The organism is Pseudomonas sp. PSKL.D1 (genome assembly GCF_028898945.1).
Taxonomy (GTDB): domain Bacteria; phylum Pseudomonadota; class Gammaproteobacteria; order Pseudomonadales; family Pseudomonadaceae; genus Aquipseudomonas.
Map to the genome: position 1 here is coordinate 5,252,503 of NZ_CP118607.1, position 20,669 is coordinate 5,273,171.

A 20,669-nucleotide genomic window follows, 5' to 3' on the forward strand; every position below is an offset into this window, starting at 1 on the left:
AACGCGCACTCCTGTGGGAGCGGCCTTGTGTCGCGATCGAGGGCGCAGCCCTCGCAAAAACTGGACTCCCATGAAAGCCCCAACCTTTGCCACCCTGCTGTGCCTCCCCCTCCCGCTTCTGGCCGCCGAACGCGACGACGCCCTCAAACTCCCAGACGTCCTGATCAGCGCCAGCCGCCAGGTCGAGTCTCGCACCGCCACCAGCGCTGCCAACACCGTATTCACCCGCAGCGACATCGATCGCCTGCAACCCACAAGCGTCACCGACCTGCTCACCCGCGTGCCGGGCGTTCAGGTTGCCCCTACCGGTGGCCGCGGTAGCCTGCCGGGTATCTTCATTCGCGGCACCAAGGCCGCCCAGAGCCTGGTGCTGGTGGACGGCGTGCGCATCGCCAACGCCACCTCCGGCGACAGCGGCCTGCAGTTTCTCGATATCGACCAGATCGAGCGCGTCGAGGTGCTGCGTGGCTCCCGCTCGGCGGTGTACGGCAGCGATGCGATTGGCGGGGTGATCCAGATCTTCACGCGGCGTAGCAACGGTAGCGGCCTGCAACCGCGCTTGCGCCTGGCGGCCGGCAGCAACCAGACCTGGCAGCGCAACCTGGGCCTTTCCGGAGGTGACGCAAGCACCCGCTTCAACCTGGGTGCAAGCCTGGATGAAACTGCCGGCATCGATGCCACTGGCCCGTCCTTTACCAGCGACAACGATCACGACGCCTACCGTAACAAGTCGTTCAACCTGAGCCTGAGCCACACCTTTGGCGAGCGCTTTGAAGCCGGCCTGAACCTGCTCGACAGCCGCGGCCGCAGTGAATACGACAACCCGTTCGGCCGCTTCGACCTGGCCACCTTCGAAACCTTCGAACAAAAGCCATACACCGATTTCAGCGTGAGCAGCCTGGGCACCTATTTCGATGCCCAGCTGAACGATGTCTGGCACTCGCGCCTGGAGCTCGGCCACAGCGAAAACCGTGACGATAAACGCGACAAGCTCAGCGACGAACGCTCGGTTTTCAACACCTACCGCGATCAGGTCACCTGGCAGAACGACCTGGCGTTGAATGACCAGCACAACCTGCTGATCGGCGGCGACTGGTACGAAGACCGCGTGCACGGCACTACCGATTTCAGTGAGGACAGCCGCTGGAACCGCGCCGCGTTCGCCCAGCACCGTTTCAAGGGGGAAAGCTTCTCCACCGAACTGGGCGTGCGCCGTGACCAGAACCAGCAGTTTGGCGGGCAGACCACCTGGAGCGGCAGCCTGACGGTGCCGCTGAACGCGGCGAATGATGTGCTGGTGTCCTACAGCGAAGGCTTCCGCGCCCCGACCTTCAACGACCTGTATTACCCAGATTTCAGCAATCCCGACCTCAAGCCCGAGCGGTCGAAGAGCTACGAACTGCAATGGCGCAGCCAGCTCACCCAAGACAGCCGCCTGGAAACGTCCCTGTACCGCACCGACCTGACAGACGCGATCATTTTCGGTGAAGGCTCCATACCGCGTAACGTCGCCTCGGCCCGCATCAACGGTTTTGAAATGGCCCTGGATCAACAATGGGGCGCCTGGCGCAGCCAGCTGGGCCTGGCCCTGATCGACCCGCGCGACCGCGACAGCGGCCATACGCTCGCACGGCGAGCCAAGCGCACCCTGAGCCTGGACCTGGACCGCCAGTTTGACCGTTTCAATGTGGGTGGCAGTTGGCAAGTCGTCAGCGCCAGCTACGACGATGAAGCCAACCGCAACCGCCTGGGCGGCTATGGCTTGCTGGGCTTGCGCGGCGGCTGGGCGGCAACCGATGAGCTGAAGCTGGAATTGAAGCTGGATAACCTGCTGGACAAAGGCTACAGCCGAGCGCTGTACAGCTACGACGGCAACAGCTACGGCTACCGCGAAGAAGGCCGCACGGCCCTGTTCAGCGTCACTTGGACACCGGTGCTTTAGCCGCCAGCAATGCGCACAGCTGGGCAGTGGCTTCAATCATCTGCCCGCTGGGCCGCTCCAGGCCCCTGTCTGGCACCACCAGCAAGCGGGCATCAAGGCCCGGCCAGGCCTTCCAGCTCGCCAGTTGCTCCGGGTCGCCCGCAAGAATCACTTCGGGTTTGCGCAACAACACCGATTCGACGCTCACCAGCGGCGCAGGCTGATCCAGGTCGTCGAATATGTTGCGGGCTCCGCAAACCGCCAGCGCATCACTGACAATTTGCCGACCGCCCAAAGTGTAAAGCGGCCGGTCCCAAACCTGATAGAACACGCGCAACGACTGATCACGCCGGTACAGCTGGCGAAGCTGCTGCAGCCTTGCCCGCAGCGCTTGCACATACTTGCGCCCCTGCTCCGCACGCCCAACGCGTACCGCAATGCCCTCAATTTGCTCGATCAACTGGTCAAGGCCATGGGGTTCGGCGCTGAAGGTGGCAACGCCCAGGCGCTTGAGCTGGTCGCGCTGCGCCGGGGCCACACTGTCGGGCCACAGCAGCAGCAAATCCGGTTTGAGGCTAAGCAGGCGCTCCATGTCCAGTTGCCCCAAGCGCCCCACCGAAGGCAGCCCGCGCAGCGGGGCTGGCCGCTCACCACCATCTAACACGCCCACCAGCAGGTCGTCGGCCTGCAGTTCGAGCATGATTTCAGTCATGGAAGGCGCCAGGCTGACCACGCGCAACGGTTCAGCCTTAACGGTGCAAGCCAGCAGCGCCAACAGCCAGAGCAGTGCGCGCATCAGCCCAATTGGCGCGGAATGCGATAGAGGTAGAGCAGAACGGCGGTGGATAACGCCAGCAGGACTTGCGGCACGGCCTCCAGCCCCACCAGCACCGACAGTGCCGCGACCCAGGCGGGGAAACAGGCGTAAAGCATGGCCATGCGGCGCACGCGCGCCAGTTCGATCCAGGCTGCTGGCTCTTCGGCGGTGTTGAGCACCTTGGACGTCGCGATCAACGCACGCTTGTAAGCACCGAAGCGCGGCAGGCTGAGGAACATGGTGGCGGCGCCAGCGATGAACAACGGCATGGCCAGCACCGGGATCAGCGCATCACCACCGCCAAAGGCCCAAGCCATGACCATTAGCGGCACCAGCCCAACCGCCAGGTATTGCCACCAGGCCAGCGCCAGGCGCCGCTTCACCTCGCCGCGTGTCACGCCTGAGGTACCTCGCCCTGATGCTCGTTGCCCAGCATGTGGCCGAGCTTGCCGGCTTTGGTGGCCAGGTAGTAGCGGTTGTGCGGGTTATGGCCGGTGTGCAGCGGTACGCGCTCAGCCACTTTGATGTTCATGTCGGTCAGCGCCTTGACCTTGCGCGGGTTGTTGGTCATCAGGCGCAGCGATTTGACGCCCAGGTGCTCAAGCATAGGCAGGCATATGGCGTAATCACGTTGGTCGGCGGCAAAGCCCAAGCGCTCGTTGGCTTCGACGGTGTCGGCGCCACCGTCTTGCAGTTCATAGGCGCGGATTTTGTTCAGCAAGCCGATGCCACGGCCTTCCTGACGCAGGTACAGCAGCACGCCACGGCCTTCACGGGCGATGGCCTGCAGGGCAGCCTCCAGCTGCGAACCGCAGTCGCAACGCTGGCTGAACAGGGCATCGCCGGTCAGGCACTCGGAGTGCAGGCGCCCCAGCACCGGCTCACCATCAGCGATATCACCCAGGCTGAGCACCACGTGCTCACGGCCGGTGGCTTCGTCAAGAAAGCCATGCATGGTGAACGTCGCGAAAGGCGTTGGGAGTTTAGAGGCGGCAACAAAGACGACGGGCACGTTGTGCTCCTGGAAAGTAGGAAATTTCTCGTTGGCCGATTGTATCAGCAGGTCGGCGGCTGTGCGCTGACGGAATACCGTGGGGTAAGATCGAAAAGTTCGATGCTTACGCCTGGGATAGCGTTGGCAAGCCCTTACTGGGGCTTGCTGTCCTGGGTAAACGGATAGGGCTGCTTCCAGCGCTCGAAAATCGGCTTCAACTCCCCACTGCGCACCAGCTCGGCCATGCGTTTGTCGAACAACGCCACCAGCGCCTTGGCATCAACGCTGCGGTTGAATGCCAGGTACAACGGCAACTCGGCCACATGGGTACGGCGGAAGCGCTCAGGTTGGGAGGCCTGCCCCAGCACGTAGTCGACTTCGGTCAGCGCATCGATGTAGAAATCCACGCGGTCATGTTCCAGCATCGGCAAGATGCCTTCGCGACGCTGAATTTCACGGAAGTTTTTCACGTTCGGCAGGTAGCTGCCGTAATCGTAGCCCCGCACCCAGGCCAGGCGATATTGGCCAACGTTTTCAGGGGTGGGCACCGGCTTGGTAGCAAGGCCCAACGCGTAGATATGGTCCATGTCGAAGTGCCAGCGTGGGTAGAGGTTGTCTTCGTCCTCTTCCTTGTAGGAACCCACCCAGGCATCGGCTTCGCCGCGCTTTACCAGCCCTACCGCACGGCTGTACGGCGCGCTCTGGGTCACGACCTTGACCCCTGCAGGCTCGAACACCTTGCGCAACACATCCCAGGCCACGCCGGTGCCATCGGCATTGGTGTAGTCGAGCCATTCCTCGCTGACCAGATGCACCTGCCTGGGCACGCCATCGGCCGCTGCCACCCATGGGGCAAGGCTTATCAACATTGCCAGCAGCGCAGTCCTTATGGCCATCGAATCACTCCCTGTTTCAGCCCACCACCCACACCAGAAGCTGCATGCCCAGCCAGGCGAACACGCCTGCCAGGATATCGTCGAGCATGATGCCAACACCGCCATGCACATGGCGGTCGATCCAACGAATCGGCCACGGCTTGAGGATGTCGAAGAAGCGGAACATCAGGAAGCCCGCCAAAATCCACTGCCACCCTTCCGGCACCAGCCACAGGGTGATCCACATGCCAACCATCTCGTCCCAGACAATGCCTTCATGGTCGTGCACACGCAAGTCGTTTGCCACTTTGCCGCACAACCAGAAGCCGAACAGCATGGTGATGCCCAGCAACAGCCAGTACCCCCAGTCTGGCAACATCTGCCACAGCGGGATGAACGGGATGGCCACCATCGAGCCCCAGGTGCCGGGGGCCTTGGGGATGGTGCCGGAGCCGAAGCCAAAGGCGATGAAGTGCCACGGGTTGCGCCAGACCGATGGCGGAACGAACTCCGCGGGCACCTGGTTGGGGTGGTCGGTCACGGTGTCTCCCTAAAGTGTTGATAGCCCCGTTGAACGGGGGTGATGTCGTGGCCTTGCGGGTCACGCAGGGCCACACCCTGGCCTGCAAGCACGCGGCCCACAACATGAACATCGGCCAAGCCAGTAGCTTGAACCGCAGCCAGCGCCTCTGGCGGCAAGGTAAACGCCAGCACATAGTCATCACCGCCTGTGAGTGCTGCCATTTGCGCGGCCTCCAGGCCAAGAAAGGCCTCCAGAGCAGGAGACACTGGCACCTGCGCCAGGTTCACCTCAAGTGCCACCCCGGATGCCTTGGCTATATGGCCGCAATCCGCGAGCAGGCCATCGGAGATATCCAACGCGGCAGTAGCCCGACCACGCAGCAACTGGCCCAGGTTGAGCTGCGGCATTGGCGACCAGTAATGCGCCAACAGCGGCTCGGCCAACTCGGCAGGCGCTTCACGCTCACCCAGCACCAGCGGCAATGCGCCTGCTGCTTTACCCAGTGAACCGCCTACACACAGAAGATCCCCCGGGCGGGCACCACTGCGGCGCAAGGCCTCGCCAGCCGGTACACGACCGAACACGGTAACGGTAATGCTGAGGGGGCCGCGGGTGGTGTCGCCGCCAATCAGGCTCATGCGGCAGCGGTGGGCCATGCGGCTCAGGCCGTCTGCGTAGGCTTGCAGCCAGTCGGGGCCGACGTCCGGCAAGGTGATGGCAAGGGTAAAGCCAATAGCGTGCGCTCCCATGGCCGCCAGATCACTGGCCGCCACGGCCAGTGATCGCTGGCCCAACAGGCAGGGGTCACAGACCGCAGGGAAGTGCACCCCTGCCACCAGGGTGTCGGTAGACACCGCCAGTTGCTCACCAGGGGGAAGGCTCAGCAGGGCACAGTCGTCGCCGATACCCAAGGCCACACCTTCGCCGCCCTGCGCACAGGGCGCGGCGGCAAAGTAATGGTTGATCAGCTCGAACTCACCCATGGCCAGGCTGCGCCAGGATCAGCGCTTGTTTGCCTTTACTTCTGCTTCACGCAGGGCCGGTGCAAGCTTGTCCAGCACGCCGTTGACGAACTTGTGGCCGTCGGTGGCGCCGAAGACTTTGGCCAGTTCCACGCCTTCGTTGATCACTACGCGGTACGGGACGTCGACGCGCTTGATGAACTCCCAGGTGGACAGACGCAGCACAGCCAGTTCGACCGGGTCGAGCTCTTCGAGCGCGATGGTCATGCAAGGCACCAGCGCCTTGTCGATTTCGCCTTTGATCGCCGGAACCCCATGCAGGATTTCGCGGAAATAGGCGCCATCGACATCGGTAAAATCGTTATCGACCCGGAACTGCGCTTCGATCTCGTTCAGCGAATGCTGAGCCATGTGCCACTGGTACAGGGCCTGGGTGGCCAGCTTGCGAGCCTCGCGGCGCTTGGCGCTCTTCGATGGCTTGCCGGCATCCGCAGGTTTTGGATCGCGCGGGTTGAAACGATCGCTTTCGTCGCTAATCACTTGGCCTCCAACTGCGCCAGCAGGCTGACCATTTCCAGAGCGGACAAGGCAGCTTCAGCACCTTTGTTACCGGCTTTGGTGCCGGAGCGCTCGATGGCTTGCTCGATGGAGTCGACGGTCAGTACGCCGAAGGCCACCGGAACACCGAACTCCATGGACACCTGGGCCAGGCCCTTGGTGCATTCGCCCGCCACGTATTCAAAGTGCGGGGTACCGCCACGGATCACGGCGCCCAGTGCGATGATCGCGTCGTATTCACCTTGCTGGGCGACTTTTTGCGCAACCAGCGGGATTTCGAACGCGCCCGGGGCACGGATGATGGTGATGTCGCTTTCGCTGACACCGTGGCGTACCAGGGCATCAACGGCACCGCTTACCAGGCTTTCGACGACGAAGCTGTTGAAGCGGCCAACCACCAAAGCATAGCGACCTTTGGGGGCGATGAAGGTACCTTCGATGGTCTTCAGGGTCATTCCGATGTTCTCATCTTCAAGAGCGAGGCCGCTCGCGGGCGGCCTCGGGAGGGTTTGGACTCGAGCGTGAGGGCGCAGGCGCCGCCTCAAGTCACTCGGAGGGCACGTATTCTACAACTTCCAGATCGAATCCGGATATCGCATTGAACTTCATCGGCGAACTCATCAGGCGCATCTTGCGCACACCGAGGTCGCGCAGGATCTGCGAACCGGCACCGACGGTGCTGTAGGTGGTCGGCGCCTTGGTCGGTGCATCACCCGCGCTTTCGCGGATATGTGCCAACAGCACGTCACCGTCCAGCGGGTGGCCCAGCAGCAGCACTACGCCGCTGCCAGCGTCTGCCACGGCGCTCATGGCGGCGCGCAGGCTCCAGCGGCCGGGCTGTTTGACCATCAGCAGGTCACGCAGCGGGTCCATGTTGTGCACACGCACCAGGGTCGGCTCTTCGGCGCAGATCTTGCCCAGGGTAAGGGCCATGTGCACGTCGCCTTCCACCGCGTCGCGGTAGGTCACCAGGTTGAACTGGCCCAGTTCGCTTTCGATCGGCTGTTCGGAAACCCGCTGAACGGTACGCTCGTGGATCATGCGGTAGTGGATCAGGTCGGCGATGGTGCCGATCTTCAGGCCATGCTCGGCCGCGAATACTTCCAGTTCTGCGCGGCGCGACATGGTGCCGTCGTCGTTCATCACTTCGCAGATCACGCCGCTCGGCTCAAAGCCTGCCATGCGCGCCAGGTCGCAGGCTGCTTCGGTATGGCCGGCGCGGGCCAGAGTGCCGCCGGGCTGGGCCATCAACGGGAAGATGTGGCCAGGGCTGACGATGTCATCTGCCTTGGCGTCCTTGGCGGCGGCAGCCTGCACGGTGCGGGCGCGGTCTGCAGCGGAAATGCCGGTGGTGACGCCTTCGGCGGCTTCGATCGACACGGTGAACTTGGTGCCGAAGCCCGAGCCGTTGCGCGGGGCCATCAGCGGCAGTTTCAGCGTTTCGCAGCGCTCGCGGGTCATCGGCATGCAAATCAGGCCACGGGCGTGCTTGGCCATGAAATTGATGTGCTCAGGCAGGCAGCATTCGGCTGCCATGATGATGTCGCCTTCGTTTTCGCGGTCTTCGTCATCCATGAGGATGACCATTTTGCCCTGGCGGATGTCTTCAACCAGTTCTTCGATGCTGTTGAGCGCCACGCGGCACCCCCTTCTCAATCAGGATTTCAAGAAGCCGTTGGCGGCCAGGAAGCTTTCGGTGATGCCACTGCCCTTGCTCGGCTCTGCAGCCTTGTCACCCAGCAGCAAACGCTCCAGATAACGGGCCAGCAGGTCGACCTCAAGGTTTACCCGACGCCCTGCTCGGTAGTCGGCCATGATGGTTTCGGACAGGGTGTGCGGGACGATGGTCAGCTCGAATTCGGCGCCATTGACCTCGTTTACCGTCAGGCTGGTGCCGTCGACGGTGATCGAACCCTTGTGGGCGATGTACTTGGCCAGCTCCTTGGGCGCACGCACGCGGAACTGGATGGCGCGGGCGTTATCGCTGCGCGAGATGATTTCGCCGACACCGTCGACGTGGCCGCTGACCAGGTGGCCGCCCAGGCGGGTGGTGGGGGTCAGGGCTTTCTCAAGGTTGACCTTGCTGCCGCTCTTGAGGTCGATGAAAGCGGTGCGCTTGAGGGTTTCGACACTGACGTCGGCCCAGAAGCCATCGCCCGGCAACTCGACGGCGGTCAGGCACACGCCATTGACGGCGATGCTATCGCCGAGCTTGACGTCGCCCAGGTCGAGCTTTCCGGTTTCGACATACACGCGCACGTCACCGCCTTTGGGGGTGAGGCTGCGGATGGTGCCGATGGATTCGATGATGCCGGTGAACATGGGGTCTTCCTCAAAAACGGTTTGCGCGGGGCAAGCCCGGCATTATACGCCGGGTGCTGGCAGAGGGATGGCCGTGACCCGCCAGTCATCGCCCACTGCGCGCATTTCGGTGATTTTCAGGCGTGGTGCCTGGCCCATCGCGCTCATCGGCCAGTCCAGCAGCGGGCGAGCCTGAGAGCCGAGGAAGGTACCGGCGACAAACAACTGATACTCGTCGATCAGCCCCTGTTGAGCGAACGCGCCCACCAGGCCGGCACCGGCTTCCAGCAAAATTTCGTTAACGCCACGGGCCGCCAGGGCTTGCAGCAAGGCAGGCAGGTCGACGCGGCCATCACTGCCCGGCAAGCTCAGCAGTTCGTGGCCTGCAGCGGTGTAACGCGGGTCTACTCCCATGGCGGTCACCACCAATGCCGGGCCGGCCTGGAAGAATGGCGCCTCCAGCGGCAGGCGCAGACGGCCATCGATCAGCACGCGCAGAGGCGTGCGTGTCAGAGCCAAGGCGGTTGTCTCTGGGTCCAGGCCAAGCTCGTCGCCGCGCACGGTCATGCGGGCATTGTCCATCAGCACGCTGGCAGCGCTGGTCAGCACCACGCTGGCGCGGGCGCGCAGGCGCTGCACCGCCGAGCGGGCGGCGGGGCCGGTAATCCATTGGCTTTCGCCACTGGCCATGGCGGTACGGCCATCCAGGCTCATGGCCAGTTTGGCGCGGACGAATGGCAGGCCATGTTCCATGCGTTTGAGAAAACCGGGGTTGAGTGCGCGGGCTTCGGCTTCGAGCACGCCGCTGGCCACCTCGATGCCGGCCTCGGCCAGGCGCCGCAGGCCATTGCCGGCGACTTGCGGGTTGGGGTCCTGCATGGCTGCCACCACACGCGCCACGCCCGCCTTTACCAGCGCTTCGGCACACGGTGGCGTACGGCCGTGGTGGCTGCAGGGCTCGAGCGTTACGTAGGCACAGGCGCCACGCGCACGCTCACCTGCCTGGCGCAGGGCATGCACTTCGGCATGCGGCTCACCAGCGCGCACGTGCCAGCCCTCACCGACCACTTCGCCATCACGAACAATCACACACCCTACACGCGGGTTGGGATGGGTGGTGTAGGCGCCTTTGCGCGCCAGTTCCAGGGCACGGGCCATGTAATGGGCGTCGAGAATCGCGGCTTGGCTGGGCATGCTCACTCTTTAGCCGGCTCGCGGGCCAGGCGTTCGATTTCTTCGCGGAACTCGTCGAGGTCCTGGAAGCGTCGGTACACGGAAGCGAAGCGAATGTAGGCGACTTCATCGAGCTTGCGCAGCTCGGCCATCACCAACTCGCCAACCACCAGCGACTTGACCTCTCGCTCGCCCGTGGCGCGCAATCGGCTTTTGATATGCGCCAGCGCAGCTTCCAGGCGTTCGACGCTGACCGGGCGCTTTTCCAGCGCGCGCTGCATGCCGGCACGCAGTTTGTCTTCGTCGAAAGGTTGGCGGGTGCCGTCCTGCTTTATCAACCGGGGCAAAACCAGTTCAGCGGTTTCAAAGGTGGTGAAACGCTCGCCGCAGGCGACGCACTCGCGGCGGCGGCGCACCTGTTCGCCCTCGGCGACCAGTCGCGAGTCGATGACCTTGGTGTCGTTGGCACCGCAAAAGGGACAGTGCATGGTGGCAGGCAACAAAAAAAGGGAGGGCCATGGTAGCGCATTGCACTGGCAAGACAAGCCAAAGGGGTTAACATCCATGCAATTCTGCCCGTGAAGGACGTCCCCATGCATCTACGAGCGCTCGTCGTGCTGTGCTGCGCCACCCTGCTTGCCGCCTGTGGCAGCGACCAGCCAAAGCCTCAGCAGGCCCCTGCCCCCGCCCCCGCCAAAGTGGCGAAAAGGGCCGAGCCACTGGGCCCGTTACCCGCCTACCAGCGAGAGTTGAGCGGCACTTTGGTCAACATTCCAGCCGGTGCCGACGTTGAGCTGGCCCTGCTGGTGATTGATGAGCGCGATCGCCCGCAACAATTACTGGCCAGCAGTGCCCTGACTGGCACCGGCCAGGATCTCCCTTACCAACTGCGTTTCAACCCCGAAGCCTTCCCGGCCGGCGCCCGCGTCGAACTGCGTGGCCGCGCCAGCAACTCGGGGCAACTGATCATGCACCTGCCCCCCGTGCGCATCGTGCAGGCCCAGACCCAGGCTACCGGGCCGCTGCGGTTCGAGAAGGCGCCGTAAGTGGCGCCGCTTGCCTTGCAACAGGCCCTCAGTGGCCTGATCGGCGAAGCACGGCTTGTGGTGAGCGAGCTGCCAGAGTGTGAGCTCAAGCTGTGGCTGATTGATGACCAGAACATGGACCGTGCCTTCAGCAGTGAAGAAACGCGGCGCATCCTCGAAGAGCCGCCGTACTGGAGCTTCTGCTGGGCCAGCGGCCTGGCCATGGCGCGCTACCTGGCCAAGCATCCTGAGTGGGTGGCGGGCAAGCGGGTACTCGACTTTGGCGCGGGCTCAGGTATTGCAGGCATTGCCGCAGCCCGCGCCGGGGCTGTAGAAGTGGTGGCATGCGACCTTGACCCGCTGGCATTGCAGGCCTGCCGGGCCAACGCCCTGCTGAATGACGTAACGCTAGGTTACAGCGAAGATTTTTTTGCCGAGGCCGACCGCTTTGACCTGATCCTGGTTGCGGATGTGCTGTACGACCGCGCCAACCTCCCCTTGCTGGATGCCTTCCTCAGCCGTGGCCGGCAGGCCTTGGTGGCCGATTCGCGGGTGCGTGATTTCAGCCACCCACAGTACCGGCAACTGGGCGTGCTCGACGCCTTGACCCTGCCAGACCTCGCCGAGCCGCACGAATTCCGCCGGGTCAGCCTGTACCACGCCAGCCGCGAGCCTTTATAGTGGTGCCATCCACGGATTTGCGAGAGTCGCGATGAGTCAAGAGACGCCCTACATTTTCGACGCCACCGATGCCACCTTCCAGCAACTGGTGATCGAGAACTCTTTCCACAAGCCGGTGCTGGTCGACTTCTGGGCTGAATGGTGCGCGCCGTGCAAGGCGTTGATGCCGCTGCTGGCCAAAATTGCCGAGGGTTATCAGGGCGAGTTGCTGCTGGCAAAAATCAACTGCGACGTGGAACAGCAAGTGGTTGCCCAGTTCGGCATCCGCAGCCTGCCGACCGTGGTGCTGTTCAAGGACGGCCAGCCGGTGGACGGTTTTGCCGGTGCCCAACCCGAGTCGGCCATCCGCGCCATGCTCGAACCGCACGTGCAAATGCCCGCTGCCCCTGCAGCTTCGCCGCTGGAACAGGCCAAGGCGCTGTTCGCCGAAAGCCGTTTTGCTGAAGCCGAAGCGCTGCTCAAGGCACTGCTGGCAGAAGACAACAGCAACCCGGAAGCACTGATTTACTACGCACGCTGCCTGGCAGAGCGTGGTGAGTTGGGTGAGGCTCAAGTAGTGCTTGATGCGGTGAAGACCGATGAGCACAAAGCCGCGCTGGCTGGCGCGAAGGCTCAGCTTACCTTCCTGCGCCAGGCGGCCAGCCTGCCGGAAGTTGCCGACCTGAAAAGCCGGTTGGCGCAAAACCCCCAGGATGATGAAGCGGCTTATCAGTTGAGCATTCAACAATTGGCGCGTCAGCAGTATGAAGCGGCGCTGGATGGACTGTTGAAGCTGTTCCAGCGCAACCGTGCCTATGAGAACGGGCTGCCGCAGAAGGCCATGCTGCAGGTGTTCGAGTTACTGGGTAGTGATCATCCGTTGGTTAGCGTGTATCGCCGGCGGTTGTCTTCAGCGATGTTTTGAAAATGTCTGGGGCTGCTTTGCAGCCCCAGCGTCATCCAAGCCAGTGATAAACCGGCGCATCCACGCCGCTTTCCACCTTCACATCACTGCTGTGCCGCAACCGCACCAGCAACCGCTTGCCCGCCGCCGTACTGCCCGCCAGCCCTTCCAGGCGCTCCAGCAACTCAGGCCCGCTCATCTGCCCCGCCTGGCGCAGCAGCTCCCGCGCCGCCGTCCACTGCCCATCATCCTGACGTGGTGATACTGCCGCTGGCGCGGACGCAACCTGCGCTGCTGCAGGCAACTCGACCTGCCGGCCAAGCTGCGCCCACTCTGCCGGCTCCAACTCGATGGTCAAGTCCACCGGCCAGTCACCTATCGTTCCGCGAATTCTCATGATGTGCTCCTGGCACTCAGGTCAATGGCGCCATGCTACCGCAACATGAAACCTGAGCTACACAGGCTGGCGACCCTCCAAAAACTTGTTATAACATTACCAAATATTTGAAGCCCACCTCCGGAGTCGTCACATGCGCCGCTTGTTGCTCGCCTTGCCCTTTGCCCTGCTGCCCCTGGCTGCGGCCCATGCCCACGATGATCACGACCATGACCATGCCCACGGCACGCTCGGCGCCCATGAGCACGGCGTAGCCAAGCTCAATGCCGTGCTGGACGGCAACACCCTGGAGCTTGAGCTGGACAGCCCGGCGATGAACCTGGTCGGTTTCGAGCACGCAGCCAGCACCGATGCTGACAAAGCCAAAGTTGCAGCCGTGCGCCAGCAGTTGGAACAACCGCTGAATCTGTTTGGCCTGGCGGCGGCTGCAGGTTGCAAGGAAGACGCCCAGGAGCTGGAAAGCCCGCTGTTCGGTGATGCTGCAAAAGATGATGACGGCGACAAACATGAGCATCAGCACAGTGATATCAACGCCCACTACCAGCTGAACTGCTCCGCCCCGGAAAAACTGGCCCAGATCGACCTGGCCCCGCTGTTCAAAGCCTTCCCGGCCACCCAGAAAATCAACGTGCAACTGATCGGCCCGAACGGCCAGAAAGGCGTGGAAACATCCCCAGCCAAGGCCGTGGTCGCGTTCTGAATGAACCAGCCGCTGATTGAACTGCAGAACCTGGTGTTTGCCTGGCCAGGCCAGCCGCCACTGTTGGACATCCCCGCCTTCCGCCTGGAAAGCGGGGAAGCCTTGTTCCTCAAGGGCCCGAGCGGCAGTGGCAAAACCACGCTGCTGGGCTTGCTCGGCGGCGTCAACCTGCCTGGCCAAGGCACCATCCGCCTGCTTGACCAGGAGCTGGGCGCGCTGGGGCAAGGCGCACGCGACCGCTTCAGGGTCGACCACACGGGCTACATCTTCCAGCAGTTCAACCTGCTGCCGTTTCTTTCGGTACGTGAAAACGTCGAGCTACCCTGCCGCTTCTCACGCAGCCGAGCCGAACGCGCGATGCGGCGCCATGGCAGTGTCGACCGGGCAGCCAGCGAACTGCTGGCCCACTTGGGCCTGAACGACACTGCCTTGCTGGCACGCCGCGCCGACAGCCTGTCGATCGGCCAGCAGCAACGTGTAGCTGCCGCCCGAGCCCTGATCGGCCAGCCAGAACTGGTAATCGCCGACGAGCCGACCTCGGCGTTGGATGCCGATACCCGTGAAGCCTTCATTCAGCTGCTCTTCGCCGAATGCCGGGCAGCCGGCTCCAGCCTGCTGTTCGTCAGCCATGACCAGAGCCTGGCACCGCTGTTCGACCGCCACGTGTCCCTTGCCGAGCTCAACCGCGCTGCCAAGCCCCGGGAGGCCTGATGTACCTGCTTCGCCTTGCCCTGGCCAGCCTGGCCAACCGCCGCTTTACTGCTTTTTTAACGGCCTTTGCCATTGCCTTGTCGGTGTGCCTGCTGCTGGCCGTCGAACGCGTGCGCACCGAAGCCCGCGCCAGTTTCGCCAGCACCATCAGCGGCACCGACCTGATCGTCGGCGCCCGCTCGGGCTCGGTCAACCTGCTGCTCTATTCGGTGTTTCGCATCGGCAACGCCACCAACAACATCCGCTGGGACAGCTATCAACACTATGCTCAGGACCCCCGGGTGAAATGGGCGATTCCCATTTCGCTGGGCGACTCCCACCGCGGCTACCGGGTAATGGGCACCACGGGCGACTATTTCAGCCATTACCAGTACGGGCGCAGGCAAAATCTTGAAGTGAGCCAAGGGCGAGCCTTTGCCGACGACCCGTTTGAGGTAGTACTGGGCGCCGAAGTGGCTGAAGCCTTGCATTACAAGCTTGGCGACAAGCTGGTATTGGCCCACGGCGTAGCAGCCATCAGCCTGGTCAAGCACGACGACAAACCCTTCACCGTGGTCGGCGTGCTCAAGCGCACCGGTACGCCCGTGGACCGCACGCTGCACATCAGCCTTGCAGGCATGGAAGCCATTCACGTCGACTGGCACAACGGGGTACCGGCGCGCGGTGCAGGGCGCATCAGCGCCGAACAGGCACGCACAATGGACCTGCAGCCCACCGCCATTACCGCTTTCATGCTCGGCCTGAACAACAAGATCGCCACCTTCAGCCTGCAGCGCGAGATCAATGAGTACCGTAACGAACCACTGCTGGCGATTCTGCCGGGGGTGGCGCTGCAGGAGCTGTGGAGCCTGATGGGCACCGCCGAGCAGGCATTGTTCGTGGTATCGCTGTTCGTGGTGCTGACCGGGCTGATCGGCATGCTCACGGCCATCCTCACCAGCCTGAACGAGCGACGCCGGGAAATGGCGATTCTGCGCTCGGTCGGCGCACGCCCCTGGCACATCGCGGGGCTGCTGGTGCTTGAGGCGCTGGCATTGGCCACGGCGGGCATCGTGGCCGGGCTCGGCCTGCTGTATGGCGGTATCGCGTTGGCGCAAGGCTATGTGCAAGCCAACTACGGCCTGTACCTGCCGCTGGCCATGCCAAGCGCGCACGAATGGACGTTGCTGGCTATCATCCTCGGCGCGGCGCTGCTGATGGGCAGCGTGCCGGCCTGGCGTGCCTATCGGCAGTCGCTGGCCGATGGCCTGTCGATTCACCTTTGAGAGAACACAATGCTGCGCGCGCTTTTGGTACTTATGTTTGTAATCGCCGCCCCTGCCTGGGCGGCTGAACCCCGCGAACTCGACTGGCCAGCGTTGATCCCCGAGGGCGCGCCGGTCATCCCGCCGCAACTGGCGCCACTGCACGACATGTCGCAACTGAGCAACGCACTGTCCGCGGAGTCGGCGCCGCCCGCCCGCCAGCAGGCCCCCGACGCGCCCGTGGTCAAAGGCCTGGACGGCCAGCAGATCAAGCTGCCCGGCTACATCGTGCCGCTGGAGGTGAGCGAAGAAGGCCGCACCACCGAGTTTCTGCTGGTGCCCTACTACGGCGCCTGCATCCACGTGCCGCCACCACCTTCGAACCAGATCGTGCACATCTTCAGCGAAATGGGCGTGCGCGTCGAAGACCTGTACCAGCCTTACTGGATCGAAGGAAAGATGCAGGTTAGAGCCTCCAGCAGCGAGCTGGCCGATGCCGGTTACCAGATGGAAGCCGAGAAAATATACGCTTATGAGCTGAAGTGAGAACTGTTTCTAATTTGTTCTGACGCTTCTTTGAGCTGGGTCAAACATTCTGTTTAAGCGGCTTCGTACCATTGGACTACTCAGTTACTCACGTCCTTTGGGAGCTTCCATGAACAAGTCCTTGCTCGGTGCCTCACTCGTGGCCCTTGCGCTCGCCGCCCCTGCCGCTCACGCCTACCAGGCGGGAGACATGATTTTGCGCGCAGGCGCCATCACCACCGCCCCGAACGAAAGCAGTGGCGATTTGAAGTTCGACGGCAACAAGGTGTCGGGCACCAAGGCAACCCTGGACAGCGATACCCAACTGGGCCTGACGTTCGCCTACATGCTCACCGACCACATCGGCCTTGAGCTGCTGGCGGCCACGCCGTTCAAGCACACTGTGGGCGTCAAGGGCCTGGGTGGCGGCCTGGATGGCAAGTTGGCAGACATCAAGCAACTGCCGCCGACCCTGTCGCTGCAGTACTACCCGATGGAGCCGAACTCGCGCTTCCAGCCTTATGCGGGCGTGGGCATCAACTACACCCTGTTCTTTGACGAAGACCTGAGCAGCGCGCGCAAAGAGCAAGGCTTCAGCAACCTGAAGTTACAGGACTCGGTCGGCATCGCCGGGCAATTGGGTATGGACTACATGCTCACCGACAACCTGCTGATCAACGCCTCGGTCTGGTACATGGACATCGACACCAAGGCCAGCGTCAACGGCCCGACTGCGCTGGGCTACAGCAAGACCAAGGTCGACGTGGAAGTCGACCCATGGGTATACATGGTAGGGCTTGGTTACAAGTTCTGATGATGTAACCCAGGGGCCGCTTTGCGGCCCTTTCGCGACACAAGGCCGCTCCCACAGCTTCAGTGCTTACCTCAGGCATGCGCAATCCCTGTGGGAGCGGCCTTGCGTCGCGAAAGGGCTGCGCAGCAGCCCCGGCATTCTTAAGTGAACAGCATCAGGCTAAGGCCGCCCTCGGTTTTTCAGATGCCCAGCAGCTTGGCCAAGCCATCGACCATGGAGGTCGGCTGGGGGAACTCGAACCGCGCCAGCAGGCGCTGGTTATCCGCCCGCGAATGGCGAATGTCGCCCGAACGCGCTTCGCCGTAGCTCACGGCAGGCAAACTGCCGACCACCTGTTCCAACGCTTTGAGCAACTGGTTCAGCGAAGTGGCCTGGTTCAAGCCAATGTTCACAGCCCCTTCTTCCACCTGCGCCAGCTCAAGCGCCTGCACCATCACCCGCACCAGATCGCCCACATACAGGAAGTCCCGCGTCTGCTCGCCGTCACCAAATACGGTGATCGGCAGGCCTTGGGTGGCGCGCTCGGCAAAAATGCTGATCACACCGGAGTATGGCGACGAGGGGTCCTGGCGCGGGCCAAAGATATTGAAGAAGCGGAACACCACCGGCTCGAGGCCGTGCTGGCGGCGGTAGAAGTCCAGGTATTGCTCGCTGGCCAGCTTGTCCACCGCGTAGGGCGTCAATGGCGCCTTGGGTGTGTCTTCGGCAATTGACTGGCCTTCGCCATTGTTGCCGTAAACCGCCGCGCTCGAAGCAAACAACACACGGCGCACGCCGTGCACACGCATGGCTTCACACACGTTAAGCGTGCCGATGAAATTGCTCTGGTGAGTCTTCACCGGGTCATCGACCGAAGCCTGCACCGAAGCGACCGCCGCCAGATGCACCACCGCACCGCAACCTTCAGCCGCGCGCAGGACCAGGCCAGCATCGGCCACATCACCCTCAATCAGCTCCAGCCGCGGGTGACCAAGCTGCAAATTGACCCGTTTGCCTGTGGAAAGGTCGTCAAGCACACGCACCGCGTAGCCTTTTTCAAGCAACGCATCGCACAGGTGGGAGCCGATAAAGCCGGCACCGCCGGTGATCAGGATGGGGGCGTCAGCCATGGCGGTAGAAACGGTCCAATAGAGGCGGCAAACCGGCGCGCCAGGCACGCGGCTTGATGCCGAAAGTGTGAAGAATTTTCTTGCAGGCCAGCACCGCGTGTTGCGGCTCGTCGCTGGCATCGGGCCTTGCGGCATGCGCCTGGGCGGTGGGGGCCTGTACGGCAAGCTGGCGATACTGCCCGGCCTCGGCAAGAATCACCTGCCCCAGCGCCAGGGGCGTTGTGGCCTCGTTACCGGCGTAATGGTAGGTGCCCCACAGCGGCGCACTGCAGTCCAGCTGCTTGAGCACCGACAGGATTACCCGGGCCGCGTCATCGACCGGCGTCGGGTTGCCGCGACGGTCATCGGCCAGCAGCAATTCCTGGGGCTGTTCGGCACGGGTCAGGAATCGGCCCAGTGCACCGTCAATGCTCTCGTCCAGCAACCAGCCAAAACGCAGCAACACATGCTGCGGGCAGGTAGCACGCACGCGCTGTTCGATACGCCACAACGCCTGGCCACGCACACCCAGCGGCACGGGCTCGTCCTTCTCGCTGTAGGCAGTAGCCCGCGAACCGTCGAACACCCGGTAGCTGGAAGGCTGCACCAGGGTGATCTGATGGTGCTGGCACAACTCCGCCAGCCGCTCCACTGCCCGCTCCTGTTGAGCCAGGCGCTGCTCGCTTACCGATTCGGCCTGGAACCAGTCGAAGTAATAGGCCAGGTTGACCAAGGCATCAGGGCGATGATCGTCAAGCAACTGAGTGAGGCTGGCCGGCGCCCAGCCATCTTCGGGCGGGCGTGGTGCCAGAAACGCGATGTCCTCCTCGGCCCCGAGACGAATCAGCGCTTGCCCGAGGGCATTGCCACCACCCAACAGCATCAGGCGCATACGCATAGAGTCAGCAGATCCGAACAGGTTGATTGAAGGAAAGGGCCATTTTGCGGTTTCCGGGCGGGGAAGTCCAACCCCGCCCCTGTTAGGTGCAGCCGACAATACCCTACCGCTTAGGCGCTGCCGTGCCCCCGCAGTCGCCTCGCCAAAGCCGCCAACGTCTGGTGCTCGGCCCTCGGACCATCATGTGAAGAGACAAAGCCAGAGTATTGATCGATGTAAGTCCCCACATCCGATGCGATTCGTTGGAAGTCGCTACGTTCACCCGTGCCATGCATCGGATACAACTTGGCATGAAGATGATCGACTCCATACCCTTCAAACACCATGGCAGTTCGAGCGACGCCGGTCAGCACGTCATCCAAAAGCCGAGCGACCTTTTTGGTAGCAATCAGCAATGCTGTAATCACTGCATCATCCTGATCAAACACATAACTCGAGTAGTGTTCTTTCGGGACAACCACCGTCACACCATAGGTATTTGGGTAAATTGAAAGAAAGGCCAAGTGATCCGGATCTTCCCACACGATATGGCTTTCAGCATGGCCGCTTACAATGTCGCAGAACACACACACCATTTCATCTCCTGTCCATCAGATGCGTCACACCCGTAGAGTCCCAGCGTAGGACGGTGGTTTTCTGTACACCTAATGAGTGTTTGGCCAGAGACGAGATCAGATTTCCACTCAGCACGGAAGCTAATGAAAAGTTCATGGGGCCGTAACTTGGCATGATCGCACTTGGAAGCGGAAACCAACGCTCATCTTCAAGCAAACTTGATGCATTTTCGATATCTTGCCAGTCGCCAGGCACTACATGGATTGAACAGCACAAATGATGCAAGTACCCACCTGACACCACAGGGATATTGTGTGCTTTCGCCAATCGCCAGCACTCGCGAGCCAGGGTGGGCGGATTGTCAGCTGTTATCGCAGCAGCGTCCACGCCACTGGCCGCAACCTTACAAAGTTCGTCAATACTGACGCTGGACGCCAGACAGTCCACGGAAACATCCTTGAACCTCGATTCAAGTTCTCGTTTGAGCACGTCGACTTTCTTATCACCAATATCGCCAAGCGTCCAGAAAAGCTGACGATTTAAATTACTCTCCTCAACGACATCCGCGTCAACCAGCAGGAAATTTTGCACCCCTGCTCCAGCCAATAGCATACATAGAGCACTTCCAATGCCTCCGCACCCAACGACCATGACCGTGGCACGTCGGAGAGTTTCCATATCCTCGATAACTTCCGTGCATTGTTGCGCACTGCACAGCAGATAACTGACTGTCCGACTACTGCGAGGATCACTCAGAAGATCAATGATCGCGGCGGCCTCCTCAGTTTGGCCATGAACCAACGACCCCGCATCAATCAACGCCTGACGAAAACTGGCGTCATCATTTAGCGTTGCGTCAAAAACACCCGATGGCCCATTCACAAAAACGCGATTATCAAGATAGGAAAATACAGTCGATGGGACAACCACACCCGCCACTTCGCCTTCGACATAATATACCAGGTCTTCCATTTACCCTCCTTATCATAGCCTCTTGAGCCAGGAAGTTCCCTTCCCGGCCTCG

Annotated in this window: 26 protein-coding genes; 9 read left to right on the forward strand and 17 right to left on the reverse strand. The window is 62.3% G+C overall.

Going from position 1 to position 20,669, the window contains the following annotated elements:
* Positions 1-70 precede the first annotated feature (70 nt).
* A complete protein-coding gene (locus PVV54_RS23520) occupies positions 71-1,942 on the forward strand; it encodes a TonB-dependent receptor domain-containing protein (RefSeq protein ID WP_274907524.1) in 1,872 nt (623 codons plus the stop codon).
* On the opposite strand, the gene PVV54_RS23525 is transcribed toward PVV54_RS23520, so the two are convergent.
* The 12 genes from PVV54_RS23525 to nrdR form a co-directional block, all read right to left on the reverse strand.
* Entirely contained in the window at positions 1,920-2,717 is a 798-nt protein-coding gene (locus PVV54_RS23525; RefSeq protein ID WP_274907525.1) for a cobalamin-binding protein, read from the reverse strand. The genes PVV54_RS23520 and PVV54_RS23525 overlap by 23 nt on opposite strands.
* Entirely contained in the window at positions 2,717-3,136 is a 420-nt protein-coding gene (locus PVV54_RS23530; RefSeq protein ID WP_274907526.1) for an MFS transporter, read from the reverse strand. Before PVV54_RS23530 ends, PVV54_RS23525 begins: the two co-directional genes overlap by 1 nt.
* Complete coding sequence (gene ribA / locus PVV54_RS23535; protein ID WP_274907527.1) at positions 3,133-3,750, reverse strand: GTP cyclohydrolase II; 618 nt, start codon at positions 3,748-3,750, stop codon at positions 3,133-3,135. Before ribA ends, PVV54_RS23530 begins: the two co-directional genes overlap by 4 nt.
* A gap of 134 nt (positions 3,751-3,884) precedes the next feature.
* Positions 3,885-4,628, reverse strand: coding sequence for a substrate-binding periplasmic protein (locus tag PVV54_RS23540; protein ID WP_274907528.1), 744 nt, complete (start codon positions 4,626-4,628; stop codon positions 3,885-3,887).
* A gap of 16 nt (positions 4,629-4,644) precedes the next feature.
* The gene (locus tag PVV54_RS23545) at positions 4,645-5,148 is read right to left on the reverse strand and encodes a phosphatidylglycerophosphatase A family protein (protein ID WP_274907529.1); all 504 of its coding nucleotides are present in this window, start codon (positions 5,146-5,148) and stop codon (positions 4,645-4,647) included.
* A complete protein-coding gene (gene thiL / locus PVV54_RS23550) occupies positions 5,145-6,113 on the reverse strand; it encodes a thiamine-phosphate kinase (RefSeq protein ID WP_274907530.1) in 969 nt (322 codons plus the stop codon). Before thiL ends, PVV54_RS23545 begins: the two co-directional genes overlap by 4 nt.
* Before the next feature lie 18 nt (positions 6,114-6,131).
* Positions 6,132-6,632, reverse strand: coding sequence for a transcription antitermination factor NusB (gene nusB / locus PVV54_RS23555; protein WP_274907531.1), 501 nt, complete (start codon positions 6,630-6,632; stop codon positions 6,132-6,134).
* Positions 6,629-7,105, reverse strand: coding sequence for a 6,7-dimethyl-8-ribityllumazine synthase (gene ribH / locus PVV54_RS23560; RefSeq protein WP_008092356.1), 477 nt, complete (start codon positions 7,103-7,105; stop codon positions 6,629-6,631). Before ribH ends, nusB begins: the two co-directional genes overlap by 4 nt.
* A 91-nt stretch (positions 7,106-7,196) precedes the next feature.
* Positions 7,197-8,288, reverse strand: a complete 1,092-nt coding sequence (gene ribBA / locus PVV54_RS23565) for a bifunctional 3,4-dihydroxy-2-butanone-4-phosphate synthase/GTP cyclohydrolase II (protein ID WP_274907532.1) — start codon at positions 8,286-8,288, stop codon at positions 7,197-7,199.
* An 18-nt stretch (positions 8,289-8,306) separates the two neighbouring features.
* The gene (locus PVV54_RS23570; RefSeq protein WP_003255399.1) at positions 8,307-8,972 is read right to left on the reverse strand and encodes a riboflavin synthase; all 666 of its coding nucleotides are present in this window, start codon (positions 8,970-8,972) and stop codon (positions 8,307-8,309) included.
* 42 nt (positions 8,973-9,014) lie between these two features.
* Complete coding sequence (ribD, locus tag PVV54_RS23575) at positions 9,015-10,145, reverse strand: bifunctional diaminohydroxyphosphoribosylaminopyrimidine deaminase/5-amino-6-(5-phosphoribosylamino)uracil reductase RibD (protein ID WP_274907533.1); 1,131 nt, start codon at positions 10,143-10,145, stop codon at positions 9,015-9,017.
* A gap of 2 nt (positions 10,146-10,147) precedes the next feature.
* Entirely contained in the window at positions 10,148-10,612 is a 465-nt protein-coding gene (gene nrdR, locus PVV54_RS23580) for a transcriptional regulator NrdR (protein ID WP_274907534.1), read from the reverse strand.
* A gap of 105 nt (positions 10,613-10,717) precedes the next feature.
* Here nrdR and PVV54_RS23585 point away from each other — a divergent pair, with 105 nt between their 5' ends.
* The 3 genes from PVV54_RS23585 to trxA are packed head-to-tail and all read left to right on the forward strand — an operon-like array spanning position 10,718 to position 12,734.
* Complete coding sequence (locus tag PVV54_RS23585; protein ID WP_274907535.1) at positions 10,718-11,170, forward strand: YbaY family lipoprotein; 453 nt, start codon at positions 10,718-10,720, stop codon at positions 11,168-11,170.
* On the forward strand, positions 11,171-11,830 hold the full coding sequence (locus PVV54_RS23590) for a class I SAM-dependent methyltransferase (RefSeq protein ID WP_274907536.1): 660 nt from the start codon (positions 11,171-11,173) through the stop codon (positions 11,828-11,830).
* Between the two features lie 31 nt (positions 11,831-11,861).
* Complete coding sequence (gene trxA, locus PVV54_RS23595) at positions 11,862-12,734, forward strand: thioredoxin (protein ID WP_274907537.1); 873 nt, start codon at positions 11,862-11,864, stop codon at positions 12,732-12,734.
* Between the two features lie 31 nt (positions 12,735-12,765).
* Here the strand turns inward: trxA and PVV54_RS23600 are convergent, their stop codons facing one another.
* Positions 12,766-13,110, reverse strand: coding sequence for a DUF3322 domain-containing protein (locus PVV54_RS23600; RefSeq protein WP_274907538.1), 345 nt, complete (start codon positions 13,108-13,110; stop codon positions 12,766-12,768).
* A gap of 133 nt (positions 13,111-13,243) precedes the next feature.
* Between PVV54_RS23600 and PVV54_RS23605 the strand changes: the two genes are divergently transcribed.
* The 5 genes from PVV54_RS23605 to PVV54_RS23625 all read left to right on the forward strand — a co-directional run bounded on the left by PVV54_RS23605 (position 13,244) and on the right by PVV54_RS23625 (position 17,104).
* The gene (locus tag PVV54_RS23605) at positions 13,244-13,810 is read left to right on the forward strand and encodes a DUF2796 domain-containing protein (protein ID WP_274907539.1); all 567 of its coding nucleotides are present in this window, start codon (positions 13,244-13,246) and stop codon (positions 13,808-13,810) included.
* Entirely contained in the window at positions 13,811-14,521 is a 711-nt protein-coding gene (locus PVV54_RS23610) for an ATP-binding cassette domain-containing protein (protein ID WP_274907540.1), read from the forward strand.
* Complete coding sequence (locus PVV54_RS23615) at positions 14,521-15,786, forward strand: ABC transporter permease (RefSeq protein WP_274907541.1); 1,266 nt, start codon at positions 14,521-14,523, stop codon at positions 15,784-15,786. The genes PVV54_RS23610 and PVV54_RS23615 overlap by 1 nt, the downstream gene beginning before the upstream one ends.
* Before the next feature lie 9 nt (positions 15,787-15,795).
* Positions 15,796-16,311 carry a DUF3299 domain-containing protein gene (locus PVV54_RS23620; protein ID WP_446731432.1) on the forward strand — a complete coding sequence of 172 codons (516 nt, stop codon included), beginning with the start codon at positions 15,796-15,798 and terminating at the stop codon, positions 16,309-16,311.
* Positions 16,312-16,420: 109 nt separating this feature from the next.
* The gene (locus tag PVV54_RS23625) at positions 16,421-17,104 is read left to right on the forward strand and encodes an OmpW/AlkL family protein (RefSeq protein ID WP_274907542.1); all 684 of its coding nucleotides are present in this window, start codon (positions 16,421-16,423) and stop codon (positions 17,102-17,104) included.
* A gap of 179 nt (positions 17,105-17,283) precedes the next feature.
* Here the strand turns inward: PVV54_RS23625 and PVV54_RS23630 are convergent, their stop codons facing one another.
* The 4 genes from PVV54_RS23630 to PVV54_RS23645 form a co-directional block, all read right to left on the reverse strand.
* Positions 17,284-18,213 carry an NAD-dependent epimerase/dehydratase family protein gene (locus tag PVV54_RS23630; protein WP_274907543.1) on the reverse strand — a complete coding sequence of 310 codons (930 nt, stop codon included), beginning with the start codon at positions 18,211-18,213 and terminating at the stop codon, positions 17,284-17,286.
* Complete coding sequence (locus tag PVV54_RS23635; RefSeq protein WP_274907544.1) at positions 18,206-19,090, reverse strand: sugar nucleotide-binding protein; 885 nt, start codon at positions 19,088-19,090, stop codon at positions 18,206-18,208. Before PVV54_RS23635 ends, PVV54_RS23630 begins: the two co-directional genes overlap by 8 nt.
* Positions 19,091-19,200: 110 nt before the next feature.
* A complete protein-coding gene (locus tag PVV54_RS23640) occupies positions 19,201-19,665 on the reverse strand; it encodes an HIT family protein (RefSeq protein WP_274907545.1) in 465 nt (154 codons plus the stop codon).
* A 1-nt stretch (position 19,666) separates the two neighbouring features.
* The gene (locus PVV54_RS23645) at positions 19,667-20,617 is read right to left on the reverse strand and encodes a HesA/MoeB/ThiF family protein (RefSeq protein WP_274907546.1); all 951 of its coding nucleotides are present in this window, start codon (positions 20,615-20,617) and stop codon (positions 19,667-19,669) included.
* Between the last annotated feature and the right edge of the window lie 52 nt (positions 20,618-20,669).